This window comes from Stenotrophomonas sp. RIT309, assembly GCF_000632045.1.
GTDB classification, from domain to species: domain Bacteria; phylum Pseudomonadota; class Gammaproteobacteria; order Xanthomonadales; family Xanthomonadaceae; genus Stenotrophomonas; species Stenotrophomonas indicatrix.
Genome location: NZ_JFYS01000005.1, coordinates 115,828 through 139,296, shown reverse-complemented (window position 1 = coordinate 139,296; position 23,469 = coordinate 115,828). Strand labels below are relative to the sequence as shown.

Here is a 23,469-nt window from a genome sequence, read left to right as displayed (position 1 = left end):
CGCCGGCCGAGGAGTCCATTGATGTCCGCTACTGCCCTGCTGTTGGCCGCGCTCTCGGTCAGCGGCTACAACGCACCGCATGAAGCCCGCGGCATGCCACCACGCGCGGTGGACGTGGCCAGCTTCACTTACGTGGACAAGGGATTGGTCGCCGCCGGACGATTGCCGGCCGGCACCGTGGACTTCCTCGGCGATACGCTGGGCTCGTTCTCGTCGTTGGCGGTACAGCCGGGCACGTGGCGGCGTACCGCGCGTGGCTATGAAGGGGTGCTGTGGACCCTGCCCGACCGCGGTCGCAACGATCCGGAAGCCGGCCTGTTCTACGACTACGCCGGTCGCCTGGAGCGCATGCAGCTGCGCATCGACTGGCCCGCGGACAAGCCAGAGAGCTTCGGCACGCTGACGATGAAGCCGGAAAAGGGGCTGGTGCTGAAGGACTACAACGGCCAGCCATTCACCGGTGCCGACCCCGGTGATCACACCATCATCCAGCGTGGCGTGGTGCTGCCCTCCCCCGCCGTGGGCGCGGGGGCCGGCAAGGTCGCACTTGATGCCGAATCGCTGCAGTTCACTGCGGACGGCCACTTCTACATCGGCGACGAGTACACCGCCAACGTCTATTACTTCAACGCACAGGGCCAGCTGCAGGGCGTGATCGTGCCGCCGCAGGCGATCCAGCCACAACGTGATGGCAAGCCTGCCTTTGGATCATTGGCTCCGCCGCAGACCGGGCGCCGCAACAACCAGGGCGTGGAAGGCATGGGCCTGTCGCCCGACGGCACACGGCTGTTCGTTGCCCTGCAGAGCGCGCTGATGCAGGACAGCACGGCGGGCAATGCCGCCGGCCGCATCAACACCCGCGTACTGGTCTACGACGTGTCTGCCAACCCGACGCCGACGCAACCGGTGGGCCACCATGTGATGATCCTGCCCGCCTACGCCCACGACGGCAAAGGCAAGCTCGACCGTACCGCTGCACAGAGCGAGCTGCGTGCGCTGGACAACGAGCGTTTCCTGATGCTGGCGCGCGATGGCAATGGACTGGGCAAGGAGGGCGACGACCCGATCGTCTATAAATCGGTGCTGCTGGTGAACGTGGCGCAGGCCTCCAATCTGGTGGGCACGGCCTATGAGACCGGCACGGCATCGGTGCTGGCCGATCCCGCTGACGCCATGTTGAAGACCGGCATCGTGCCCGCCAACGTCAAAGAGGTGCTGAACCTGCTCGACCGGCCGCAGCTGGCCCGGGCCGGGCTGGACCTGGATACAGGACGTGGCCCTCACCCGGGATTGCTGTCGGAGAAGTGGGAAGCAATGGACGTCTTGCCGGCGCTTGATCCAGAGCACCCGAACGACGTACTGCTGCTGATCGGCAACGACAACGACTTCACCGCCCGCAACTGCCGCATGCAGGGCGAGCACTGCGACAGTGCGTACGACAACGACAACCGGGTGCTGGTGTATCGGCTCACCCTGCCGTAGTGCCGGCCGCTGGCCGGCAACTTCGTGAACCTCCGGACGCACCGCCTGGTTGCCGGCCAGCGGCCGGCACTACCCGACAGGAAAAACCCGCGCGCCTGCCCCATGGTAGTGCCGGCCGCTGGCCGGCAGCCTCATGAATCTCCGGAAACACCGCCTGGTTGCCGGCCAGCGGCCGGCACTACCAGATCGACCACGCATAGGGATACTGGCCAATCTCCCTGGCCAGGCCCGCTCGAATGGGATTTCCCAGGATATACAGAGCCTGGCGATGCAACGATTCCTCTGCCCTGACCGCATGATCGAAGTACCCGGACTGCCAGACCACGCCGCGGCGACCGACCAGCCGATTCAAGGCCAACGCGCTGGATGATTTGAACCGGCGGGCGATGCCCGACAGCTCCGACGCACGCAGTCGCAACATCCAATGCACATGATCCGGCATCACCACCCATGCCAGTGACTGGACCAGGCCTTGTCGCTCCAGTTCCTCAAACTGGCTGGAGACGCAGCCTGCGGTAGCGCCGCATTCAAAGCGTCGGCGGCGCTGGCATGTTGTCGTGGTCAGCACATATACCTGACCGATGATGGAGCGCCGCCCGTGGCGCAGGAGATCGCTGCTCATGGCCCATCGTGGATCAGGCAGACCTCGCTGGCTGTCGGGGAACAGCGCGAGATTCCATGAGGATGTTGCTGACAGTCTGCTGGGGTTGCCGGCCAGCGGCCGGCACTACCCAACGCAAAAGCCCGTCACGTCCGCCCCGTGGTAGTGCCGGCTGCTGGCCGGCAACCCAAGCCAACGCACAAGCCCATCGCGCCTGCCCCATGGTAGTGCCGGCCGCTGGCCGGCAACCCATGCCAACGCACAAGCCCATCGGGCCTGCCCCGTGGTAGTGCCGGCCGCTGGCCGGCAACCCATGAACCCCGCCCGGCGGTGTGCCCGGCCCCGTCACCCGCGCAGCGTGGCGCCACCATCCACGTACAGGTCACTCATCGCCACGTGCCCGGCCTGCTCGGACAGCAGGAACATCACCGCCTGCGCGATGTCCTCCGGCGTGGCCAGCTTGCGCAAGGGGATGCCCGCCTTGTAGGTGGCCGGATTGCCGGCGATCACCCGTGCCGCGCCCTGCTCGTCTTCCCACATGCCGGTCTGCATCGGGGTCAGCGTGGAGCCCGGCGCAACGATGTTGCAACGGATGCCCAACGGTGCAAGCTCCAGGCCCAGGCAACGGGTGAACATCGTCGCCGCCGCCTTCGAGGCGGCATAGGCGGCCATGCCATGCCGTGGCACGCCCGCCGCGTTGGAACTGACGGTCACGATGGCGCCTTGCCGGCGCGGCGACATCACCCGTGCCAGTGCGCGGCCCACATGGAACACACCATCGGCATTGACCGCGAACACCCTGCGCCAATCCGCGTCACGGGTGTCCACGACCTCGCCGACATGCAGCACGCCCGCCACGCTGGCCGCCAACATGATCGGTCCCACCGTGGCTTCCACCTGGTTTACCAGCGCGTCCACGGCCGCGCCGTCGGTGACGTCCAGTGCGAAAGCCTGCACGCGACCATCGTCGGCTGCCAGCGCAGGTCGCTCGCGATCGGTTGCCACGACCCGGCACCCTGCGTCCAGCAGTTGCCCCACCAGCGCCGCACCGATACCGCCGGCTGCGCCGGTCACCAGCGCCACATTCCCTTCAAAACCCGTCAGCTGCATGTTGCACTCTCCTGTTGCCTGTCCCACTGCTGCAGCCGCGCCGACAACCACGGTGCCAGCTGCGCCACCGCATCACGCCCGGTCAGTTCGGCGTGCAGGAACGGCAGCTCGATGGCATCCACCTGCAGCGCATGTGCCTTCCACAGCGCGGACTGCAACTGCGGCCGTGCCTGATGATCGCGTCCGGCCCGCACATGCGCCAGCGTTCCGACGAAGGGTCGGTGCTGGTGTTCGCGGATCAGTCGATTGGTTCCGGTCACCGCCCGTACCACGCCGTCGAGCACCACCTGGGGCAGGCTGCCCAGCGCGCTGCCGCCGCGCCGCAGGAAGGCGAGGATGCGCTCGCGATCGTCCAGTTCCGGATGCGCGTCCGGGTCATGCCCGGCGATGGCCAACAGCGCCCGCAGCGCCGCGATCGGGTCGGGCTCCGGTTCGGCACGCCAGCATTCGCTGGGATAGGCATCGAGCAGCACCAGTTCGCCGACCTCGCGGCCGATGTCGTGCAGGCGCACGGCCATCGCCTGCGCGAGGATGCCCCCCACCGACCAGCCCAGCAGATGGATCGGCCCCTGTGGCTGCAGCGTGATCACCCGCTGCACATAGTCATTGGCCATGGCCTCGATGCTGCCTGGCAGCGGTTGCGTGGGGTCGAGCGCGGGTGACTGAAGCCCGTACACCGCGCGCGTTGGCTGCAGCGCCCGGGCCAGTGCGCGATAGTTCCAGGCAATGCCGCCTGCCGGGTGCAGCACGAACAGGGGGGCTGCGGTTGCCTCGTCGGATGCCGACAGCGCAATCACCGGCCCCAGCGCGTGATCGGCGCGTGCGGGCGGCTCGGCAATGCGTGCCGCCAGCGCGGCTACGGTCGGTTGCGCGAACAGCGCACCCAGCCCCAGCTCGCAACGCCAGCGCTGCTCGATGGCCAGCAGCAGGTGCACGGCCGACAGGGAGTCGCCTCCGATGCTGAAGAAATCCACATCAACCGCCACCGGCAGTTCACGCCCCAGCGCCTGTGCAAACAGCCCGGCCAGTTCCTGCTCCAGCGGCGTGCGCGGCGCCTGCCCGGCGGCCTCTTGCTGCCGTGGTTTCGGCAGCGCAGACCGGTCCAGTTTGCCATTGGCGGTCACCGGCCAATGATCCACGCCCACGAACGCAGACGGCACCATGTAGTCCGGCACCCGCGCTAGCAGATGGCTGCGCAGCGCCGCTGCATCGAGCAGCGCCGTCGGCACATAGGCGACCAGCCGCGCCTCGCCGGGTAGATCATCGCGCAACAGCACTTCCACCCGGTCCATTCCAGGCAGCTCGCGCAACGCTGCTTCAATCTCGCCAAGTTCGATGCGCAGGCCGCGCAGCTTTACCTGATGGTCGCTGCGCCCCAGGTACTCGACAGCACCGTCGCCCCGCCAGCGTGCCACGTCGCCGGTGCGGTAGATGCGCTCACCCGGCAGGAACGGATCCGCCAGGAAGCGCTCGGCCGTCAGGTCGTGGCGGCCGAGATAGCCGCGTGCCAACTGCACACCGCCGAGGTACAGGTCACCGGCCACGCCCACCGGCACGGGCTGCATCCGTGCGTCCAGCACATACAGGCGGGTGTTCCAGACCGGGAAACCGATCGGCACCGGGCGCGAGCGGTCGTCGGCCGACGCCGGCCACCAGCTCACATCCACTGCCGCTTCGGTCGGCCCGTAGAGGTTGTGCAGTTCGGCATGTACCCGCGCATGGAAGCGGTCGCGCAGTGCGGCATCCAGCGCCTCGCCACTGGTGAACACGCGCCGCAGCCGCAGGTCCTGTGAGGCCGGTGCAGCCAGGAACGCATCCAGCATCGACGGTACGAAATGTGCGGTGGTGACACCATGGACGCGGATCAATCGCGCCAGCTCGGTCGGGTCGCGGTGTGCGTCCGGCCCCGCCAACACCAGCGTCGCGCCGCACAGCAGTGGCAGGAAGAATTCCCAGACCGATACGTCGAACGTTGCCGGGGTCTTCTGCAGAATCCGGTCGTCGGCACCCATGCCATAGTGCTCGCGCATCCACAGCAGGCGATTGACGATGGCGCGATGTTCGATCACCACGCCCTTGGGCTCGCCGGTCGAACCGGAGGTATAGATCACATAGGCCGCATCGTCGCCCATCGGGCCCGGCCAGGGTGCGGCAAAGCTCACGTCGGTCCACTGCTCCGGCGGCAGCACCGGCACATCTGAAAGACGGGATTGCACGCCGGCCTCTGCCAATACGCAGACCGGTTGCGCCGACGCCAGGATGCGCGCCAGGCGCTCCGCGGGATGGGCAAGGTCCAGTGGCAGGTACGCGCCGCCTGCACGCAGCACCGCCAGCAACGCAACCACCAGTTCCAGCGAACGCGGCAGCGCTACGGCAACGACCGTGCCCGGGCCCACGCCCAGCGAGCGCAGCTGCGCGGCCAGGGCGAAGCTGCGCGCCTCCAGCGCAGCATGGTCCAGCGTCGTATCGCCGAACACCAGCGCCGCTGCCGACGGATCGCGGTCCATGCCCTGCTGCAGCAGTTCGGCCAGGGTGGTGTCAGGCAGCGCATGCGTGGTGGCATTGAAGCCATGCACGACCTGCTTCGATTCTTCCGGCGTGGCCAGTGGCACCGTCGCGATGTCTTCGGCCAGCAGCGCGGCCGACACGAAATGCAGCAGCCGCCGGGCATGCGCCTTCATGTCATCCAGGCCATAAAGGGCCGGGTTTGCTTCAATCTCCAGATCCAGCAGGGTCTGTCCATCGCCACGGAAGCCCAGTGTCAGGTCGTCAACCGGGCCGGTGCTCAGCACTTCCAGTGAGGCCTGCACACCCGGCAGCGCCAGCGGCTTGTAGAACGGCTGTACATTGATCAACGGCCCATGCAGACGGTGCTGTGCACCGACCAGGCCGAGGTCACGACGCAGCTGTTCGCCACGGTAGCGCCCATGCTTGCGGCTCTGGCTGAGCTGGCGCCCGATGCGCCCGCAGAATTCCTCGACACCGCCCTCGCCGCCCGCCACCCGCAGCGGCAGCACGTTCATCACCATCGCCGGCACCCGCGCCGCCGCGTTGCCAAGCCGCGCCATGTACGGCACCCCGAGCACGACTTCCTCGGACGCGCTCATGCGACGCACATACTCGGCGGCCAACGCGGCAAGCACATCCGGCCACGGCTGCAGCCACGATGCCGAGACCTGCAGCAGGCGCTTGCGCAAGGCGGGGTCCACCGGCTGCACCCAGCGCAGTGCATCGTCACTGGCCGCGGCGGTGCCGGCCAGGCCGGTGGAGGCCGGGGCGCCCTGCAGCGCCTGCAACCACCACTGCCGGTCGACGTCGCGGCGCGCATCACTGCGGTAGCTGGCATCATCGGCCAGCACGCCCGCCAACCCTGGCAGCGCACTACCGGTGCGCCCCGCATACAGGGCGCAGACGCGGTCAGTGAACAGCGCCATGCCATAGCCATCGGTGGCCAGGTGATGCACGCGCAGGTACCAGGCCCAGCGCTGGCCACCCAGGTCGAACAGCACCTGCTGGCTCAGCCGGTCGCGGGTCGGGTCGACCGCGCTGCAGCGGTCAGCCAGCATCGCCGCGCGCGCCGTCTGCTGCGGATCATCGGCCGCGGCGACATCGCGCAGCTGCAGCAATGGCACCCGCGCGGGCTCGTGCCACTGCACGGGCTGGCCGTCCTCGGCCTCGGCGAAACGCAACGCCAGCGCCTCGGCCTCGACGGCGGCCTGGTTGGCGGCAGCGATGAACGCCGGCACATCCAGCGAACCCTCGATCCACACCGCGTGCGCGGTATTGAATGCAGGATTCTGCGGTGCCAGCCGCTGGGCAAACCACAGCCCTGCCTGCGCCTCGGTCAGCGGCAGCGGCGATCCGCTCATGACGTCTGCGCGGCCTGCAGCTGCTGCACCACCGCCCACCACTGGCGCAGCGTGGTGTGCTCAGCCAGCTGCGCGAACTCCAGTGGCAGCCCGGTGTTGCCCCAGGCCAGCACCAGCCCCAGCATGCGCATCGAATCCAGATCCAGATCGATCAGGTTGTCATCATCGCCGATGTCAGCCGCGTGGCAGTCCAGCACGCGGGCGACGTCGGCGCGCATGCGCTCCAGGGTCAAGGTTTCGGTCGTCGCGTTCATCACATTGCCTCCAGCAGCTGGTCGGTGGTCATCGGTACGCCGCACGTGCGGGCGATCCAGTGCAGCGCCTGGTCATGGTCGGCACGCGAGAAATCGGCCACGGCATCGGCAGCGATGAACGTCTCGATGTCACGCTGGAACGCCTCCACCGCCGTCGCGGTGCATCCGATGTGCGCGTAGACGCCGGTGATCAGCAACTGGTCGCGGCCGCGCACGCGCATCAGCGTTTCCAGATTGCTGCGCTGGAACGCGCTGTAGCGGTGCTTGACCAGCACATGCCCGCCCGGCTGCGGCGCGAGTGCGTCGATGATCGGCTCGTGGTCGGCACGCCGGCCCATGCCCGGGCCCCACAGGTCTGCCTGCAGGCCGCGGTCGCGACGGTCCTGGTCGCCATGCTGGGCGGTGTAGAACACCGGAATGCCGTGCGTACGGCAATGTCCCAGCAGGCGCGCGATGTTGTCCACCGCCGGCTGCAGCGGTGCGTTGCCGGCGTCGAATGCGGCGAGGAAATAGCGCTGCATGTCGTGTACCAGCAAGGCAACACGATCACGCTGGGGACGCCAGGCGCCTCGCGCCTGCGGCAGTTCCGCAGCGGTCGGCAGGGAATACGGGGTAATGCGGGGCAGCGCCATCAGCGCGTTCCTCCTGTCTGTTGCAGATGACGCGCGCGCAGCTGCGCGCGCAGTTCGCGGCGGCTGATCTTGCCAACCGCCGTAGTGTCGAAACTGTCCACGAAAACAATCTGATCGGGCACCTTGAAGGCGGCCAGGCCACGCCCGCGCATCCACGCCTTCAGCGCCGGCGCCTTGATGGCCTCGCCCTGCTGGATCACGAAGGCACAGCTGCGCTCGCCCAGGTAGTCGTCAGGAATGGAGACCACGGCGGCGTCGAACACGCTGGGATGGGCCAGCAGATGGTCTTCGATCTCCTCGGCGGAGATCTTCTCGCCCGCCCGGTTGATGTGGTCGCCGGCACGGCCCTGCACCACCAGATAGCCGCCGGGCAGCTGCTGCACGCGGTCGCCGGTGCGGTAGAAGCCGTCGTCGGTGAACGAGCGCGCGTTGGCCGCCGCGTCATTGTGGTAACTGCGGATGGTGTACGGACCGCGCGTGAGCAGATGACCGACCTCGCCTTCGGCAACGGGCTGGTCGTGGTCGTCGACCACGCGCACTTCATCATCCTCGCTGATCGGCCTGCCCTGGCAGGCGACGACCAGGTCCTGCGGGTCATCCAGCCGGGTGTAGTTGACCAGGCCTTCGGCCATGCCGAACACCTGCTGCAACGTGCAACCGAGGCCATCGATGACCCGCCGCGCGGCTTCCGGCACCAGCTTCGCTCCCCCGACCTGCAGCACCCGCAGGCTGGACAGATCGTGCCTGCTGGTCGCCGCCGCCTGCGCCCACAGCAGCGCCAGGGGCGGCACCAGACCACAGCAGGTCACCTTCTCGCGCGCGATCAACGGAAACGCCGCATCCGGGCCGGGGCCCGGGCTGAGCACCACGCGGGCGCCGGCGTACAGCGCACCGAAGAAACCCGGCGAGCTCATCGGGAAGTTGTGTGCTGCCGGCAGCGCAACCAGGTACACGCTGTCGCGGTCGATCCCACAGATTTCGTTGCTGGCGCGGAACGAGTAGATGTAATCGTCGTGCGTGCGCGGAATGAGCTTTGACAGCCCGGTGCTGCCGCCGGAGATCTGCAGGAACGCCACCGACTGCGGATCGGGATCGGCCGGCAGCTGGCTGCGATCGCCCTGCAGCGATTCCAGCGCGACGAACTCGGCCGCATCGCCGTCGATCAGCACGTGGCGTACCGCCGGCACTTCCGCCTGCAGCGCGCGCGCCAGGCCACGATGATCGAATCCTTCATGGACATCGGTACTGATGTAGGCACTGGCCTCGGCCTTGCGCGCAAAGTGGGCCAGCTCGGTGATGCGATGTGCCGGCAGCGCGTACACCGGCACCAGCCCGGCGCGGAACAGGCCACAGACCGTTGCGATGAAACCGGCCGTATTGCCCAGCTGCACCAGCACGCGCTCGCCGGGTTGCAGGCCCAGCGCCAGCAGCCCGGCGCCGATGCGCCCGGCCTCATGCCAGAGCTGCGCATAGCTCAGGCGCACATCGCCAGCCACCACCGCGATGTCATCGGCATGGCGCTCGGCGCGTTCGCGCAGGAAACCCGGGAAGGTTTCGCCACGCCAATGACCTGCGGCCCGATAGCGCGCGACCAGCGCTTCAGGCCATTGCTGCTGCAGTGGCAGGCGCGAATCAACGGTGGACGGCGTCATGCGGATACCTCGATCAGGGACAGCGGGTCCTGCACGCCCAATGCGTTCAGCAGGGCAGCAAACTTGGCGGCGGTTTCGGCCACTTCGGCCTCGGGCTGCGAGTCGGCGACGATGCCGGCGCCGGCATACAGGCGCAGCTGGGTGCCCTGCAGGCGCGCGCAGCGGATCGCCACATACCAGTCGCCGTCCCCCTGCGCATCGAGCCAGCCCACCGCACCGGCATAGAAACCGCGCGGCACCGGTTCCAGCGCACGGATGCGCTGCAGTGCCTGCAGCCGCGGGGTACCGCAGACGGCCGGGGTGGGATGCAGCTCGGCCAGCAGGGTCGCCGCCGACGTAGCAGCGTCCTTCAGCGTGGCGTGGATGCGCGTACCCAGATGCCACATGCTGGCGGTGGCGTGCAGCACCGGGCGTGGCTGCGCTTCGATATGGCTGCACCAGGGCGAGAGGCCATCGACAATGGCGTCGACCACATGCCGGTGTTCGTCATGATCCTTCGCCGATGCCAGCAACGCCTGCGCGGCGCGCTCGTCCGCAACCGGATCGGCACTGCGCCTGGCCGAACCGGCCAGCGGATGCGACAGCACCTGCGCCCCGCGTTTGCGCAGCAGCAGCTCCGGTGTCGCCCCCACCAGCCATGCCGGCGCCTGGCCAACGTCCACCGGCAGCGGCACGGCGTAGGTCGCCACCGAAGGATCGGTGCCGAGGCGGGCCAGCAGCATTTCCGGTGACAGCGCCTGCTGCGTGTGCGCCAACAGGCTGCGCGCCAGTACCACCTTGTGCAGCTCCGGGTCCGGCGCGCGCATCGCGCTGACCGCGTCGGCCACGGCCGCTGCATACGCCTGCGCCGAGGGCTCGGCAGTCAGCGCTCCGGACAGCGCCGGCGCCGCCTGCGACTGTACGGGCAATGCCGGCAGCAGGCGCTCGGGCTGGTACAACGCATCATCGGCGCGCGGCTCGAACGGCACCGCGCCGACCAGCAGGCCCGGCCCACCGCGCTGCTGCGCGAAGAACGTCGCCACGCGCTCGGCCAGCGTCGCCAGCGCACCGGTCGGCAAGGGTGCGCGGCAGCCGCGCGCGTGCATCTGCTGATCGGCCTGCCGCAGCAGGAACAGCGACGCTTCGGCGGTGGGCTCGGGCAGCATCGACGCAGCCTCCGGCCACGCGCCCTGCATCAGGGAATCGTTCATGGGGTCTCCTTCATCCGATACGCTGCTGCCAGCACGCACAGCACCAGCAGCAGCACGCCGACCAGCAGGTAAGGCAGGCTGGCGCCGCCGCGATACAACAGGGTGCCGAGCATCGGCCCGGCCACCATGCCCAGCCCCTGCGCCGCCGCGACGGTGCCGGCCGCCGCCCCCTGTTCGTGCGCCTGCACCGCGTCGGCGGCCAACGCCTGGAACGAGGGGAACACGAAGCCCATGCCGAACGCTGCAAGCGCGTAGGCCGCCGGCAACTGCCAGGTCTGCTGCACCGCCGCCACCGACGCAAAGCCGATGCCTGCGATCAGTGCGCCGAGGATGATCCAGCGCCGGGGATGCACGTCCAGTTTCATCACCAGCCCCTGCGCGAGGATCAGGCCCACGCCGACTGCAGTCAGTGCGATGCCGGCCATGCGTGCACCTTCGGCTGCATCCAGGCCGAAGCGATCGATGGCGAAGAAGCCGACCGTGACCTGGGCGATGGTCACCGACACCATCGCCACGAACGCGGCCATCTGCGGCAGGCGCAGCCGCCGGTCGAGGCGCGACAGTGGTACGCGGTTGCGGCTGTGTGCGGCTGCCACCGTCGGCGTGGCCGGCAGGCGCCAGGCCAGCAGGCCCAGCGCGAGCAGCGGCAACAGCGCAGCCACGTACAGCGCCAGCGGCAGGTTCTTGTAGGCAAGCCATCCGGCAGCAGCCGGACCCAGCACCATCCCCAGCGCGTTGGCGCTGCCCAGGCGGGCGAGGAATTTCGCACGTTGGCCGGTGGGTGCCTTGTCGGCGATCAGCGCGGCAGCGGTCGGCGGCACAGCCGCGTAGAACAGGCCGATCAGGCCACGCGCACCGACCAGCACCAGCACCGAGACCAGCATCGGCGGTATTGTCTGCAGCGCGACATCGATGAACACCGCCAGCGCGATGTAGACCACGGTGTAGGCACTCATCGCCAGCATCAGCACGCGCTTGCGGCCGATGCGGTCGCTGAGCTGGCCCCACGGGCGCGCGGCCAGCATCCACAACACGCCTGCGGCCGTGACCGATAGACCGGCATGCCATTCGGACAGGCCCAGCAGGCGGACCACCGGGCCGATGACGGCGACGAAGGACATCATCGCCATGGTGCCGATCAGGGCAGCCAACACCAGCGCCGGCAAGCCGGGAACCACGGGACGTGAATGCATGGAACACCAACCGTAACCAGGGAGGGAACGCCGGGCGCATCCGCACCCCGCGCGACGTCGCCCTGTCAGGCGGCGACGCCATCCTTAAATGATAACGGCTCGCATTTGCATTTGATACCCATTCGCTTGACGGGCACGCACCTGCGGGTGCATCACTGCCCTGCGCGTACCGACAGCAGGCCGCGACGCTTGAACCACCACTCCAGCGGCAGGGTCACCAGCGGCGGAACCGCAGCCAGCAACGCCAGCCCCGTTGCCCACCATGGCCAGCGCAGGCGCAGCGCCGCAAACAGAGTCACCGCCACGTAGACCAGGAACGCCACGCCATGCAGCGGCCCGAACAGCTTCACCAGCGCGACGTTGGCCTGCGGGCCGTACTTGAGCCACATGCCGGCCAGCAGACCGGCCCAGGTGATGGCCTCGATGAAGGCGACGACGGCGAAAAGGCGCCCGGTCGGGTGCAGCGGGTTACGGTGGGTCACGCAGGGCTCCAGCGCTGGATATCAAATGCGAATGATACGCAGATGCGAACGATCCGAACACCGAGGGTAGCGCCGGGCCATGCCCGGCGAACGGTAGAGCTCTGTCCACCAAGGTGGACACCTACCGACGCGTATCGGGCAGGACGTGCTCGCCGATCTCGCCCAGTACGTCGTCCACCGGTCGGCCGTTGTCCACCAGGTTGAACATCACATGCGCCACACCCTGCGCGTGTACGCGTTGCAGGTACCCCCGCAGCCCATCGCGGCCCACCTTCAGGCCCAGCGGCAGCGGCTCCGCCGGCGCAGTTGGATCGGCCTGCAGGTCCAGCAGCATCGACTGCACGAATGGCTTGGGCGCGCCTCCGCTCTGGGCCAGCGCCTGCTGCCACAGACCGATGCGCCCTTCCTGCGCGGTCTCTTCGCGGTGATAGGTCGCCCAGCCTTCGGCCTCGCGTGCGATCCACTGCAGGCTTTGCCGCGCGGTACCGACCACCAGCATCGGAATGCGCCTTGCCGGCGCGGGAAGTACGTCGTATCCACCGGTTGCCTGCAACACCGGCGCGCGCTCGGAGGGTTCGGAGGACAGCGCCGCACGCAGCAGCGACCAGCGCTCGCGGAAGGTGCCCGCCCTGCCCTGTAGGTCCTCGCCGAAGGCCGCGAACTCTTCTGGTCGATCACCCGAGCCCAGCCCCAGCACGAAGCGTCCACCGCTGATCCGGTCCAGCGTCAGCGCCGATTTCGCCACCTGCAGCGGTTGCCGCAACGGCAGCACGATGGCCGCAGTGCCGATCACGATGCGTTCGGTCGCCGCGGCCAGCATGCCCAACCACAGGAACGGATCATCCAGCGCACTGGCGGTCGCATCCGGCCCCTGCGGCACCATCAGCGGCACATCGCGGGTCCACAGCGCAGCAAAGCCCAGATCGTCGGCCAGCCGCGCGACGCGGCACGCCTCCAGTGGATCGGCCAGGCCGCGCGCGGCCACCGGCGTCATCAGGCCAAGGCTCAAGCCCTGCTCTGGAAACAGACGTGCATGGGCAGGATTGAAATCAGTCATGCCGCCAGCTTAGCGTGGGGCATTGATGGCGTCCCACAACAGGAAGTACAGCGCATGCCCAGGATCCGTCCCGCCCACGTCGATGACCTGCCCGCGATCAGCGCGGTGTGCATGGCGGCCTTCAATGCAGCCGTTGCGCCCATGCTTACCGCCGAGGGCATCGCCACCTTCGGCAACGTGGCCGCAGCCAGCGCCTTCGCCGAGCGCCTGCAGGGTGACAACCACATCCTGGTGGCCGAACAGGAGGGCCGTGTGGTCGGCGTGGTGGAACTGAAGGCGGGCCAGCACCTGGCGATGCTGTTCGTCGCGCCGGAGCTGCAGGGGCAAGGCATCGGTCGTGCCCTGCTGCAGGCGGTGCTGCCGCAGGTACGCGGCCCGCAGATGACCGTGCGCGCCTCGCTCAACGCGGTGCCGGCGTACGAACACTATGGGTTCGTGCTGGATGGCGACGTCGGCGAGTACCACGGCCTGATCTACCAGCCGTTGGTGTTGGCGGTGTCCGCTGCGGTGGCTGCGCCCCCTGGTCCGCACTGATACCCTGCCCACATGCCGTGCAGCGCGTGCGACATAAGCAAACTGCATCAGCCAGCACCCCGACCGTTCCTACAATGGCCCACCACCCTGTCCTTCGAGATGCTGCCGATGCGCGTCGCGCTTTCCCTGTTGCTGCTGGCCTCGGCCCTGAGCGCCTGCTCCCCCGCGTCCGCGCCGGTACCGACGGCGAAGGCGGCATCGACCGCCCCGGCCTCCGCCATCGCCTGGCGCCAGGGCGACGTGGATGATGCCTTCAACGAAGCCGCCGAGAGTGGCAAGCCGGTGCTGCTGTACTGGGGCGCGGTGTGGTGCCCGCCGTGCAACCAGCTCAAGGCGGGGCTGTTCAAGGATCCGGCCTTCATCGCACTGACCGGCAAATTCGTGCCGGTCTACCTGGACGGCGACGAAGAAGGCGCGCAGGCATGGGGCGAACGCTTCGGCGTGCGCGGCTATCCGACCCTGATCGTGCTCGACCCGCAGCGCAACGAAATCACCCGCGTGGCCGGCGGCAACGACGCGGCCGAACTGACCCGGGCCCTGACCGTCGCCGCCAGCCGCCGCAGCGCCGTTGCTGAAACGCTCGCGACCGCGCTGGCAACGCCGGCCACGCTCGGCGCCGAAGACTGGCAGGTACTGGGCGATTACGGCTGGGAGGTGGATGCCAACCGCCTGGCTGGCAAGCGCAGCGCCCAGGACGTGCTGCAGCAGCTGGCCAAGGCCGCACCCGAGCCTGCGCTGCAGCGTCGCTTCGCGCTGCTCGCCTTGGCTACCGCCGAGAAACCGACGGCAGCGCCCACCCAGGTACGCGAACTGTTGCAGGCGGTGCTGGCACAACCGGCGGAGGTACGTCGCAACCGCGAGTTGCTGGGGTATGCCGGCGCCGGGCTGGTCAAGCAGGCCAGCGCCGGTCCGGCCAGCAGCAATGCCCTCGGCCAGCAGTTGCTGGTCGCGCTGGAACGTGCCGACGCCGCGCGTGGTGATCGCGCAGACGATGCCTTGTCACGTGCGTTGACCGAGTTGGCGCTGGCACGCCAGCAGCAGCCTGAAGGCGCGCTGCCGGCAGCACTGGTGCAGCGCGTAAAGCAGCGCGTGGCCGCCGCCGATGCCGCAGCCACCGATGCACACGCGCGCCAGGCCACCATCAGCAGTGCCGTCTACGCGCTGCGCCAGGTCGATGATGATGCAGGCGCCGAGGCCTTGCTGCTGGCAGAGCTGAAGCGCAGCGAGCAGCCTTACTACTACATGCCGGAGCTGGCCGAACTGGCCGAGCAGCGTGGTGATACCGCCGGCGCCCTGGAATGGCTGAAGCGTGCCTACGAAGGCGCGCAGGGTCCTGCCACGCGCGTGCAGTGGGGCGTGCTGTACGTGGAAGGCCTGCTGCGGCTGGCACCCGATGATGCACCGCGTATCGAGCAGGCCACCGAGGCCTTGATCGCCGAGCTGGACAAGCAGCCGTCCGGCTACCACCAGCGCACGCGCCAGCGCTTCGAACGGCTGGCCGGGCAGCTGCAGGCGTGGAGCGCCAAGCACAAGGGTGCGGACACGCTGGCGCGGCTGCAGCAGCGGATGCAGGCGGCCTGTGGTGATCAGGTTGATAGCGGCTGCAAGGAATGGTTGAGCTGACGCCAGACGCAGGATTCGACGGATACAGGTAGTGCCGGCCGCTGGCCGGCAGCCCCGACCATCACCCGCTGCCGGCCAGCGGCCGGCACTACCCTGCTGCTTCTGCTCTCGCCTTTGACGTCGCCTCCGCGCCGGCGCGTGGACCTGTCCTGCGTGGGCGGACCTGCATGTGCCCATCCGCCCACGGGATCCCGGGACAGTCAACGCGCCGACAGCGCCCTCTTTTCAACCACCCCGCTTGACCTCAACCAATGTTGAGGTGCGATAACAGTCTCCCCACGGCCATACCCCTGGCCTTCCCCACGGAGACTGTCTCGATGCCGTACTCGCTTCCCGCCCTCCCCTATGCCTACGACGCCCTCGAGCCGCACTTCGATGCGCGCACGATGGAAATCCATCACAGCAAGCATCACCAGGCCTACGTCAACAACCTCAATGCCGCGCTGGAACAGGCGGGCCTGCCGGCACAGCCGGTGGAAACCCTGATCGCCGACCTCGACGCCCTGCCCGAATCGATCCGCGGTGCAGTGCGCAACAACGGCGGCGGCCACGCCAACCACAGCCTGTTCTGGACCGTGCTCAGCGCCAATGGCGGCACCGCCGACGAAGAGCTTGCCGCGGCCATCGATCGCGACCTCGGTGGCTACGACGCCTTCAAGGAGGCTTTCAGCAAAGCGGCGCAGACCCGTTTCGGCAGCGGCTGGGCGTGGCTCACCGTCGATCACCAGGGCCGCCTGCAGGTCGAAAGCACCGCCAACCAGGACAGCCCGCTGATGGGCGTGGCGGCTGGCGCCTCCGGCAACACCCCGATCCTTGCCCTGGATGTCTGGGAGCACGCCTACTACCTGCATTACCAGAACCGTCGCCCGGACTACATCGGCGCGTTCTTCAACCTCACCAACTGGGCCGAGGTCGGCCGGCGCTACCGCCAGGCCAGGGCCGCATGAACGCGGACTCCGGTGCATACGCCGGGCCGTGGGCGGGGGTGTTCCCCGCTCCGGCACCGGTGCCATCGGTCAGCCTGCCACCACGTGCGCTGCGGCGGTTGCTCGGCCATTTCCCTACCGGCGTGGCGATCGTCTGCGCCCGCGACGCACAGGGAAAACCGCAGGGGCTGACCATCAACTCGTTCGTGCCGATCTCGCTGCAGCCGCCACTGGTGCTGTGGAACCTCGCCCTGCATGCGCAGAGCCTGTCCACGTTCCAGCGCGCCACCCGCTTCGCGATCAGCGTGCTCGGCGCTGGCCAGGAAGCCCTGGCGCGCCGGTTCGCCGATCCGCAGGTGCGCCATCGATTCACCGATGTGCCCTTGCTGGACGACGGCGAAGATGCGCCACCGCGTATCGCCGGTGCCGTGGTCCACCTCACCTGCACCCGCCACGCGCAGTGGCCGGTCGGCGATCACCTGTTGCTGGCCGGGCGCATTGTCGATGTGCAGGAAGCAGGCGGTGCACCACTGCTGTTCCATCGCGGCCGCTTCCAGGCGGGACCGGTGGAAACCCTGCTGGAGGTGCGCTGATGGACATCGAAACGCTGGAGAGGATGCTTGCCGCCGGCAAGGACAGCGCACTGCTGCGCTTCGGCCTGGGCAAGAGCTGGCTGGATGCCGGCGACCCGGTGCGCGCAGCCACCCATCTGGGCCGCTGCGTGGTGCTGGACCCGCACTATTCGGCGGCGTGGAAGCTGCTGGGCAAGGCCTGGCTGGCTGGTGGCCAGCCGCAGGCGGCGCGCGAAGCGTGGCAGCGCGGGCTCAGCGTGGCCGGCAGCAAGGGCGACCAGCAGGCCCGCAAGGAAATGCAGGTGTTCCTGCGCAGGCTCGATCGCGATTCACCTGCGCTGTTGGCGAAGGCCGGCTGAAGACTCAGCCGGCGTTGGCCGACGCCGGTGCCGGCATGATGTCCGGCATCGGCAGGCGGCGCGGCTTGCTCGGGAACGCGTGGCGCAGGATGCGCCAGACCACCTGGGTGAACTGCCGCGGCAGCGAGCCGTTGTTGTAGTGCTGGCCGTAGCGCCGGCAGATTTCCTTCACTTCCTTGGCGATGGCCGCATAGCGGTTGGCCGGCAGGTCCGGGTAGAAGTGGTGCTCGATCTGGTGGCTGAGGTTGCCCGACAGCACGTTGATCACGAAACCACCGCTGATGTTGGACGAACCGCGCAGCTGGCGCAGGTACCAGTGGCCACGCGATTCATTGCGCAGGCATTCCTTCGGGAAGGTTTCCGATTCGGCGGTGAAGTGGCCGCAGAAGATGATCACGTAGGTCCAGATGTTGCGCAGGCCGTTGGCCACCATGTTGCCCAGCATCACCGGCAGGAAGAACGGACCGGCCAGCAGCGGGAAGAACACGTAGTCCTTCAGCACCTGGCGGATCATCTTGCGGGCCACCGGACGAGTCTGCAGCCACATCGCACGGCTGCTGATGCGGCCCTTGAACCAGCGCCCCAGGCGCAGGTCCTGCGCCGCCACGCCCCACTGGAACAGCAGCGCGAAGATCGGTGCGATGATCGGCTGCAGCAGGTAGAACGGCTTCCAGCGCTGTTCCGGGAAGATGCGCAGCAGGCCATAGCCGATGTCATCGTCCATGCCACGCACGTTGGTGTAGGTGTGGTGGCGGAAATTGTGGGTCTTGCGCCAGTTGTCGGCGGTGGCAACGATGTCCCATTCGTAGGTGTTGCCGTTGAGCTTGGGATCGCCGGTCCAGTCGTACTGGCCGTGCATCACGTTGTGGCCCAGTTCCATGTTTTCCAGGATCTTGGCCAGCGCCAGCAGCAGCGTGCCGGCGATGCAGGCCGGCCACAGCAGCGGCGCCCAGAACAACGGAGAGAACGCACCCAGGAACAGCAGGCTGCGGCCGAGCACGCCGGACCAGCGCACAGCCGCTGCGACGCGGCGGATGTAACGGGTGTCGGAGGCGCCGAGGCTGCCGATCACACGGTCGCGGATCGCATCGAGTTCCTCACCAAACGTCTGCATCTCGGCAGGGCTCAGGGCACGGTCGGTAGCGCGGGTCATGGCAGCGGAGTCCTCAGAGATCCAGGGTCAGGTCGGTGGTCGGCGCGCTCACGCAGATCCGCACCGGCACGGCCGTTTCGGACTGGGTATCGCCGGTGCGCAGGTGGCGGGTGGTGCCACTGACGCGTTCACAGGTACAGCTGTTGCAGATGCCCATGCGGCAGCCGTGCTTGGGCGCGATGCCCTGCGCCTCCAGGCTTTCCAGCAGCGAGCGGCCACGCGGCACGATCAGCCGCCGGCCGCTGCGGGCCAGGGTCAATGCGACCTCACCCAGGCTGTCGGCATCACTGAGTGCCGCAGGTGGCGTAAAGGCTTCAGCCTGGAAACCGGCCACCTGCTGCGCCAGGCGCGTGCGCGCAGCGGCAACGAAGCCATCCGGGCCACAGGCCAGCACATGGCGCTGCGCCAGCGGGGTGTCGTCACCGGCAACGGCCAACGTGTGGCTGTCGATGCGCGCGGCCGGCACCTCGCCTTCGCGGGTGGTCAGCAGATGCACGCGCAGGTTCGGGTTCGCTGCGGCCAGCGCCTGCAGCTCATCACGGAACTGGAACGCCGCGGCGCTGCGCTCCCAGTAGAACAGGTCGACCGGCGCCGCCAGCGGGCGCTGGCAGGCGTCGCGCAGCAGGCTGCGCATGGGCGTGATGCCGCTGCCGGCGGCCAGTAGAAGCACCGGCGCTGCGGCAGGCATGTGGAAATCACCGAAGGCCGCATCCAGCCGGAACAGGTCGCCCGGCTTGGCATGCGCGACCAGATGCTGGCTGACCTTGCCGCCTTCCACCGCCTTGACGGTAATGGCCAGCTCACGACGGCCCAGGCGGGTCGGGCTGTAGCTGCGGCGCAATACACGCCCCTCAAGCTCGACGCCCAGGGTGACGTGCTGGCCGGCGCGCATCCCGGCCCAGTGCCGGTTGCAGCGCAGGACCAGGGTGGCGGCGCCCTCGCCGGCCGGCTCGCGCCGTACCAGGCGGGCCATCGGCTCACGCAGGGTCCACAACGGATTCAGCTGGCCCGCCCAGAAGTCGAACAGCGACGGCGACAGCCAGCGGTACGGGGAAAACAGGGAAGGACGGACGACAGCGCTCATGGATGCACTATACGGCCGCACACACAGCTGTGTATACATGTGTATATTGCACCGGATTGGGTATGATTCAGCCTTGCCCCTCCGGAAGTACCATGGCCGCCGCCACCGTTCTGTCTCCGCCTGAAGATGCCAGCAGCCCGGCCCGCCGTACGGTGAGCCGCGAAGATCTGCTGGCCGCCGCGTTGAAACTGATCGGCCCGCATCGCAGCCTCTCCACCCTCAGCCTGCGCGAAGTCGCGCGCGAGGCGGGCATCGCACCCAACAGCTTCTACCGCCAGTTCCGCGACATGGACGAACTGGCCGTCGCCTTGATCGACGTGGCTGGGCGCTCGCTGCGCACCATCATTGGTGAAGCCCGCCAGCGCGCTACGTCCAGCGCCACCAGCGTGGTACGCGTGTCGGTGGAAACCTTCATGGAACAGCTGCGTGCCGACGACAAGCTGCTGCACGTACTGTTACGCGAAGGCGCGGTCGGCTCGGACGATTTCAAGCACGCGGTCGAACGCGAACTGCACTACTTCGAAGAAGAACTGCAGCATGACCTGGTGCGCCTGGCCGCACTGGATGGCGCAGTGCTCTACAAGCCGGAACTGGTGTCGATGGCGATCACCCGGCTGGTGTTTGCGATGGGCGCTTCGGCCATGGACCAGCCCCCTGAGAACGATCCGGAACTGGTCGAACAGATCTCCACGATGATCCGCATGATCATCGTCGGCGCGCGCACTCCCGCCGCCTTCCGCCGCGGCTGACCGCTTCCGGTGCATGACCACCGGCACACGCGCGTGCGCATTATGTAATGTTATAACAATTACGTTCGAGTAAAGGCCACGGTTTACGCACGCGCCGAGACCCTGATATAGCAATTGCTATGTTGATGACCATCTGCTTTCATGTGCGCCAGCCAGGTCGCCCTCGCCGCCCTCCCTCCCCAAGGACGACGCCCTCATGCGCATTGCTGCCTCCCTTCTCCGCCGGCTGCCGCTGGCTGCCGGTATTGCCGCCGCCCTGCCGGTGACCGCATTCGCCGCACCGCCTTCGCCTACCGAGCTGGACCGCGTGCAGGTGAAAGTCAGCACGGCCACCCGCAGCGAACGCCTGCTGTCGGACGTGCCGATCCGCACCGAGGTACTGCGCAAGGAGGACATCGCCCTGCGCGCGGCCACCGACTTCTCCCGCGCGGTCGAGCTGATCAACGGCCTGCGGGTGGAGAGCAACTGCCAGAACTGCAACACCAGCGAAGTGCAGCTGCTGGGCCTTCCCGGTGCCTACAACCAGCTGCTGTTCGATGGCATTCCACTGTTGTCCACGCTGGGCAGTGTGTATGGGCTGGAACAGATTCCCGCCGGCTTCGTCGACCGCATCGAAGTGGTCAAGGGCGGTGGTTCGTCGCTGTACGGGCCGGGCGCCGTAGCCGGTGTCATCAATCTGGTTCCGCCGCTGCCGGCACGCAGCGGCGGCCATGTGCAGGCGGGCGTGGATGTTCTGAAGGGCACGCCGCAGAAGAACGCCGACGTGCGCCTGGATCTGGTCGCCAGCGAAGCCGACGCGGGACTGTCGGTGATCGCCCAGCGCAACTGGAACAGCGGCATCGACTACAACGGCGACGGCTATACCGAGATCACCCGCAAGAACCTCAAGGTCGGTGGCCTGCAGGCCTGGTATGCGCCCACTCCGGGCACGCGCCTGCGGTTGGACCTGCAGGTGACCGATGAGAGCCGTCGCGGTGGCAACCGCCTGGACCAGCCCGAACACCTGGCCAACATCGCCGAATCGCTGGACACGAACTACCGCCGCGGCAGCCTGTCATGGGACCAGGAGGTAAGCGGCGACGTCGACTTCCGCCTGGCGTATGCCTTCGCCGACATCGACCGCGACAGCTTCTATGGCGGACTCGGCGACGTGGTCACCGATCCGTCCGCACCCGGCTACGATCCTTCGCAACTGGACCCGAACGTACCGGGCAGCGCCGCATCACGCTCATGGCGCCAGTACGGTCGCACCCACAACCCGCTGCACTACATCGACAGCCAGTTGAACTGGCGGCTGGGTGCACACACGCTGGCGTTCGGCGTTCAGTACAAGCATGAGGGCCTGCGTGACGACAATCGCGATGGTGCCGGCCAGCGCCTGGCCGTGCTCGAGGATGCAACCTTCCACAACCTCGGCGCGTTCGTGCAGGACGAATGGAGCGTACGCGAGGACGTCGACCTGGTGCTGGGCGCGCGCGTGGACAAGAGTTCGGAACTGGACAGCGCCGTGTTCTCACCGCGTATCGCCCTGGCCTGGCAGGCCACGCCACGGCTGAAATGGCGAGCGGGCATCGCCACCGGCTTCCGTGCGCCGGAAATCTTCGTCGAGGATGTCCACGTCGATACCCTCGGCGGCGAGCAGGTGCGCGTGCGCAACACCCGTGGCCTGAAGGAGGAGCGCGCGCTGACCACCCTGTTCGGGTTCGACTGGCGCTCCGACCCGGCCGACCCGGTATGGAGCTGGGATGCCACCGCGTCCTACGCACGCATCCGCGATACCTTCGCGCTGGGCGAGATCCAGCGCGGCGATGATGGCCAGCTGACGCAGCTGCGCTACAACGCCTCCGGCTCGAACGTGCTGGGCGTGGAAACCAACCTCGGCTGGCAGCCCTCCCCGCAGTGGCGGCTGACTGCCGGCGCATCGTGGTACCGCTCGCAGTTCCGCGAGCCGCAGCGCATCTTCGACGACACCGCCGACGGCGGCGTCACCGTCATCGACAGCCGCGACTATCTGAAAACCCCGCGCTGGACCGGCCTGGCCCAACTCAGCTGGATGCCGGCCGAGCCCTGGGAGACGTTCCTGGCGCTGCGCCACACCGGATCGATGCCGGTGCTCAACAACCGGCTGGGCGAGCTGCATCGCACCCGCGCCTTCCTGGTCACCGACCTGGGCGCGCGCTGGCATCGCCATCTGGGTGCGCAGGCACAGCAGGAAGTGTCGGTGGCGGCGGGGGTCAAGAACGTGTTCGACCAGCGGCAGAAGGATCTGGAAAGCGGCGCGCTGCGCGACAGCGATTACGTGTACGGTCCTCGCTTCGCCCGCTCGTGGTACGTCAACCTGCGCTATGCGTTCTAGCTGGCTGCCCGCGCTGTTGCTGGCACTGGCATGGCCGGCAGTGGCTGCCGACCTGCATGCGCAGGTCTCCGCCTCGCTGATGCGGCCCGAGCCACGTGCCCTGCGCCCGATGCAGTGGTCGCCACCGCCAACGCTGATCGCGCTGTACTTCGGCGCCGACTGGTGCGCGCCCTGCCACGCTTTCGTGCCGACCCTGCGCGGCGTGCGCGACGCGCTGCGCGAGGCCGGCGCCGATACCGAAGTGGTGTATGTCAGCCTGGATGAAAGCGAGGCGGCGTTGCGGCGCTACATGCACCTGCAGCAGATGCCGTGGCCGGTGCTGGACCCGCGTCGTGCGCAGCGCATGCCAGCGCTGCAGGCATTGGCGGGCCCGGCCCCGCCCAACCTGGTGCTGATCGATGCGCAGGGCACGGTGCTGGCCAATGGTTGGCAGGGGCGCCATTACCGCGGGCTGCAACCGGTATTGCAGGAATGGTGGAAGCGGGCATGTGCGCAACAGCAGGCGCACTGCCCCGATGACGGCGTTCAACCCCGGTAGCGCCGGGCCATGCCCGGCGAAATGCGTGAGGCGGCAACGCGTCCGCCGGGCAT

The 23,469-nt window shown here is 68.2% G+C and carries 21 protein-coding genes; 9 read left to right on the top strand and 12 right to left on the bottom strand.

The window, feature by feature from the left end:
* The first annotated feature begins 21 nt into the window (after nt 1–21).
* Nucleotides 22–1,482 carry an esterase-like activity of phytase family protein gene (locus tag BW38_RS15725; protein ID WP_032975335.1) on the top strand — a complete coding sequence of 487 codons (1,461 nt, stop codon included), beginning with the start codon at nt 22–24 and terminating at the stop codon, nt 1,480–1,482.
* A gap of 178 nt (nt 1,483–1,660) precedes the next feature.
* Here the strand turns inward: BW38_RS15725 and BW38_RS15730 are convergent, their stop codons facing one another.
* From BW38_RS15730 to BW38_RS15775, 10 genes are all read right to left on the bottom strand, one after another.
* On the bottom strand, nt 1,661–2,104 hold the full coding sequence (locus tag BW38_RS15730) for a transposase (RefSeq protein WP_032975334.1): 444 nt from the start codon (nt 2,102–2,104) through the stop codon (nt 1,661–1,663).
* Between the two features lie 324 nt (nt 2,105–2,428).
* Nucleotides 2,429–3,193, bottom strand: coding sequence for a 2,3-dihydro-2,3-dihydroxybenzoate dehydrogenase (locus BW38_RS15735; RefSeq protein ID WP_032975332.1), 765 nt, complete (start codon nt 3,191–3,193; stop codon nt 2,429–2,431).
* Nucleotides 3,184–7,062 (bottom strand): non-ribosomal peptide synthetase, encoded by a 3,879-nt coding sequence (locus tag BW38_RS15740; RefSeq protein WP_032975330.1) that lies wholly within the window; start codon nt 7,060–7,062, stop codon nt 3,184–3,186. Before BW38_RS15740 ends, BW38_RS15735 begins: the two co-directional genes overlap by 10 nt.
* A complete protein-coding gene (locus tag BW38_RS15745) occupies nt 7,059–7,316 on the bottom strand; it encodes a phosphopantetheine-binding protein (protein ID WP_032975329.1) in 258 nt (85 codons plus the stop codon). The genes BW38_RS15740 and BW38_RS15745 overlap by 4 nt, the downstream gene beginning before the upstream one ends.
* Nucleotides 7,316–7,948: an isochorismatase family protein gene (locus BW38_RS15750; RefSeq protein WP_032975328.1), complete on the bottom strand. Its 633-nt coding sequence runs from the start codon at nt 7,946–7,948 to the stop codon at nt 7,316–7,318. The genes BW38_RS15745 and BW38_RS15750 overlap by 1 nt, the downstream gene beginning before the upstream one ends.
* Nucleotides 7,948–9,600, bottom strand: a complete 1,653-nt coding sequence (locus tag BW38_RS15755; protein ID WP_032975327.1) for an AMP-binding protein — start codon at nt 9,598–9,600, stop codon at nt 7,948–7,950. Before BW38_RS15755 ends, BW38_RS15750 begins: the two co-directional genes overlap by 1 nt.
* Nucleotides 9,597–10,790, bottom strand: coding sequence for an isochorismate synthase (locus BW38_RS15760; RefSeq protein ID WP_032975325.1), 1,194 nt, complete (start codon nt 10,788–10,790; stop codon nt 9,597–9,599). The genes BW38_RS15755 and BW38_RS15760 overlap by 4 nt, the downstream gene beginning before the upstream one ends.
* The gene (locus BW38_RS15765) at nt 10,787–11,983 is read right to left on the bottom strand and encodes an MFS transporter (RefSeq protein ID WP_032975324.1); all 1,197 of its coding nucleotides are present in this window, start codon (nt 11,981–11,983) and stop codon (nt 10,787–10,789) included. Before BW38_RS15765 ends, BW38_RS15760 begins: the two co-directional genes overlap by 4 nt.
* 152 nt (nt 11,984–12,135) lie before the next feature.
* The gene (locus BW38_RS15770; RefSeq protein ID WP_235189905.1) at nt 12,136–12,465 is read right to left on the bottom strand and encodes a DUF3817 domain-containing protein; all 330 of its coding nucleotides are present in this window, start codon (nt 12,463–12,465) and stop codon (nt 12,136–12,138) included.
* A 121-nt stretch (nt 12,466–12,586) separates the two neighbouring features.
* The gene (locus tag BW38_RS15775; protein ID WP_032975323.1) at nt 12,587–13,522 is read right to left on the bottom strand and encodes a TIGR03571 family LLM class oxidoreductase; all 936 of its coding nucleotides are present in this window, start codon (nt 13,520–13,522) and stop codon (nt 12,587–12,589) included.
* A gap of 54 nt (nt 13,523–13,576) precedes the next feature.
* Here BW38_RS15775 and BW38_RS15780 point away from each other — a divergent pair, with 54 nt between their 5' ends.
* The 5 genes from BW38_RS15780 to BW38_RS15800 all read left to right on the top strand — a co-directional run bounded on the left by BW38_RS15780 (nt 13,577) and on the right by BW38_RS15800 (nt 17,536).
* Nucleotides 13,577–14,056 (top strand): GNAT family N-acetyltransferase, encoded by a 480-nt coding sequence (locus tag BW38_RS15780; protein WP_032975322.1) that lies wholly within the window; start codon nt 13,577–13,579, stop codon nt 14,054–14,056.
* A 99-nt stretch (nt 14,057–14,155) separates the two neighbouring features.
* Nucleotides 14,156–15,679 carry a thioredoxin family protein gene (locus BW38_RS15785; RefSeq protein WP_032975321.1) on the top strand — a complete coding sequence of 508 codons (1,524 nt, stop codon included), beginning with the start codon at nt 14,156–14,158 and terminating at the stop codon, nt 15,677–15,679.
* 317 nt (nt 15,680–15,996) lie between these two features.
* Nucleotides 15,997–16,626 carry a superoxide dismutase gene (locus tag BW38_RS15790; RefSeq protein ID WP_032975320.1) on the top strand — a complete coding sequence of 210 codons (630 nt, stop codon included), beginning with the start codon at nt 15,997–15,999 and terminating at the stop codon, nt 16,624–16,626.
* The gene (locus BW38_RS15795) at nt 16,623–17,198 is read left to right on the top strand and encodes a flavin reductase family protein (protein ID WP_032975319.1); all 576 of its coding nucleotides are present in this window, start codon (nt 16,623–16,625) and stop codon (nt 17,196–17,198) included. The genes BW38_RS15790 and BW38_RS15795 overlap by 4 nt, the downstream gene beginning before the upstream one ends.
* Complete coding sequence (locus BW38_RS15800; protein ID WP_032975318.1) at nt 17,198–17,536, top strand: tetratricopeptide repeat protein; 339 nt, start codon at nt 17,198–17,200, stop codon at nt 17,534–17,536. The genes BW38_RS15795 and BW38_RS15800 overlap by 1 nt, the downstream gene beginning before the upstream one ends.
* Nucleotides 17,537–17,540: 4 nt before the next feature.
* Here BW38_RS15800 and BW38_RS15805 read toward each other — a convergent pair whose 3' ends face one another.
* Together BW38_RS15805 and BW38_RS15810 are read right to left on the bottom strand one after the other, a co-directional pair.
* Entirely contained in the window at nt 17,541–18,689 is a 1,149-nt protein-coding gene (locus tag BW38_RS15805) for an acyl-CoA desaturase (protein ID WP_025878576.1), read from the bottom strand.
* Nucleotides 18,690–18,702: 13 nt separating this feature from the next.
* The gene (locus BW38_RS15810; RefSeq protein WP_051584920.1) at nt 18,703–19,773 is read right to left on the bottom strand and encodes a ferredoxin reductase; all 1,071 of its coding nucleotides are present in this window, start codon (nt 19,771–19,773) and stop codon (nt 18,703–18,705) included.
* A 92-nt stretch (nt 19,774–19,865) separates the two neighbouring features.
* On the opposite strand from BW38_RS15810, the gene fabR reads away from it, so the two are divergent.
* The 3 genes from fabR to BW38_RS15825 all read left to right on the top strand — a co-directional run bounded on the left by fabR (nt 19,866) and on the right by BW38_RS15825 (nt 23,416).
* Entirely contained in the window at nt 19,866–20,522 is a 657-nt protein-coding gene (gene fabR / locus BW38_RS15815; RefSeq protein WP_025878574.1) for an HTH-type transcriptional repressor FabR, read from the top strand.
* Between the two features lie 196 nt (nt 20,523–20,718).
* Complete coding sequence (locus BW38_RS15820; protein WP_032975315.1) at nt 20,719–22,878, top strand: TonB-dependent receptor; 2,160 nt, start codon at nt 20,719–20,721, stop codon at nt 22,876–22,878.
* Nucleotides 22,868–23,416, top strand: a complete 549-nt coding sequence (locus BW38_RS15825; protein WP_025878572.1) for a thioredoxin-like domain-containing protein — start codon at nt 22,868–22,870, stop codon at nt 23,414–23,416. The genes BW38_RS15820 and BW38_RS15825 overlap by 11 nt, the downstream gene beginning before the upstream one ends.
* The last annotated feature ends 53 nt before the right edge of the window (nt 23,417–23,469 follow it).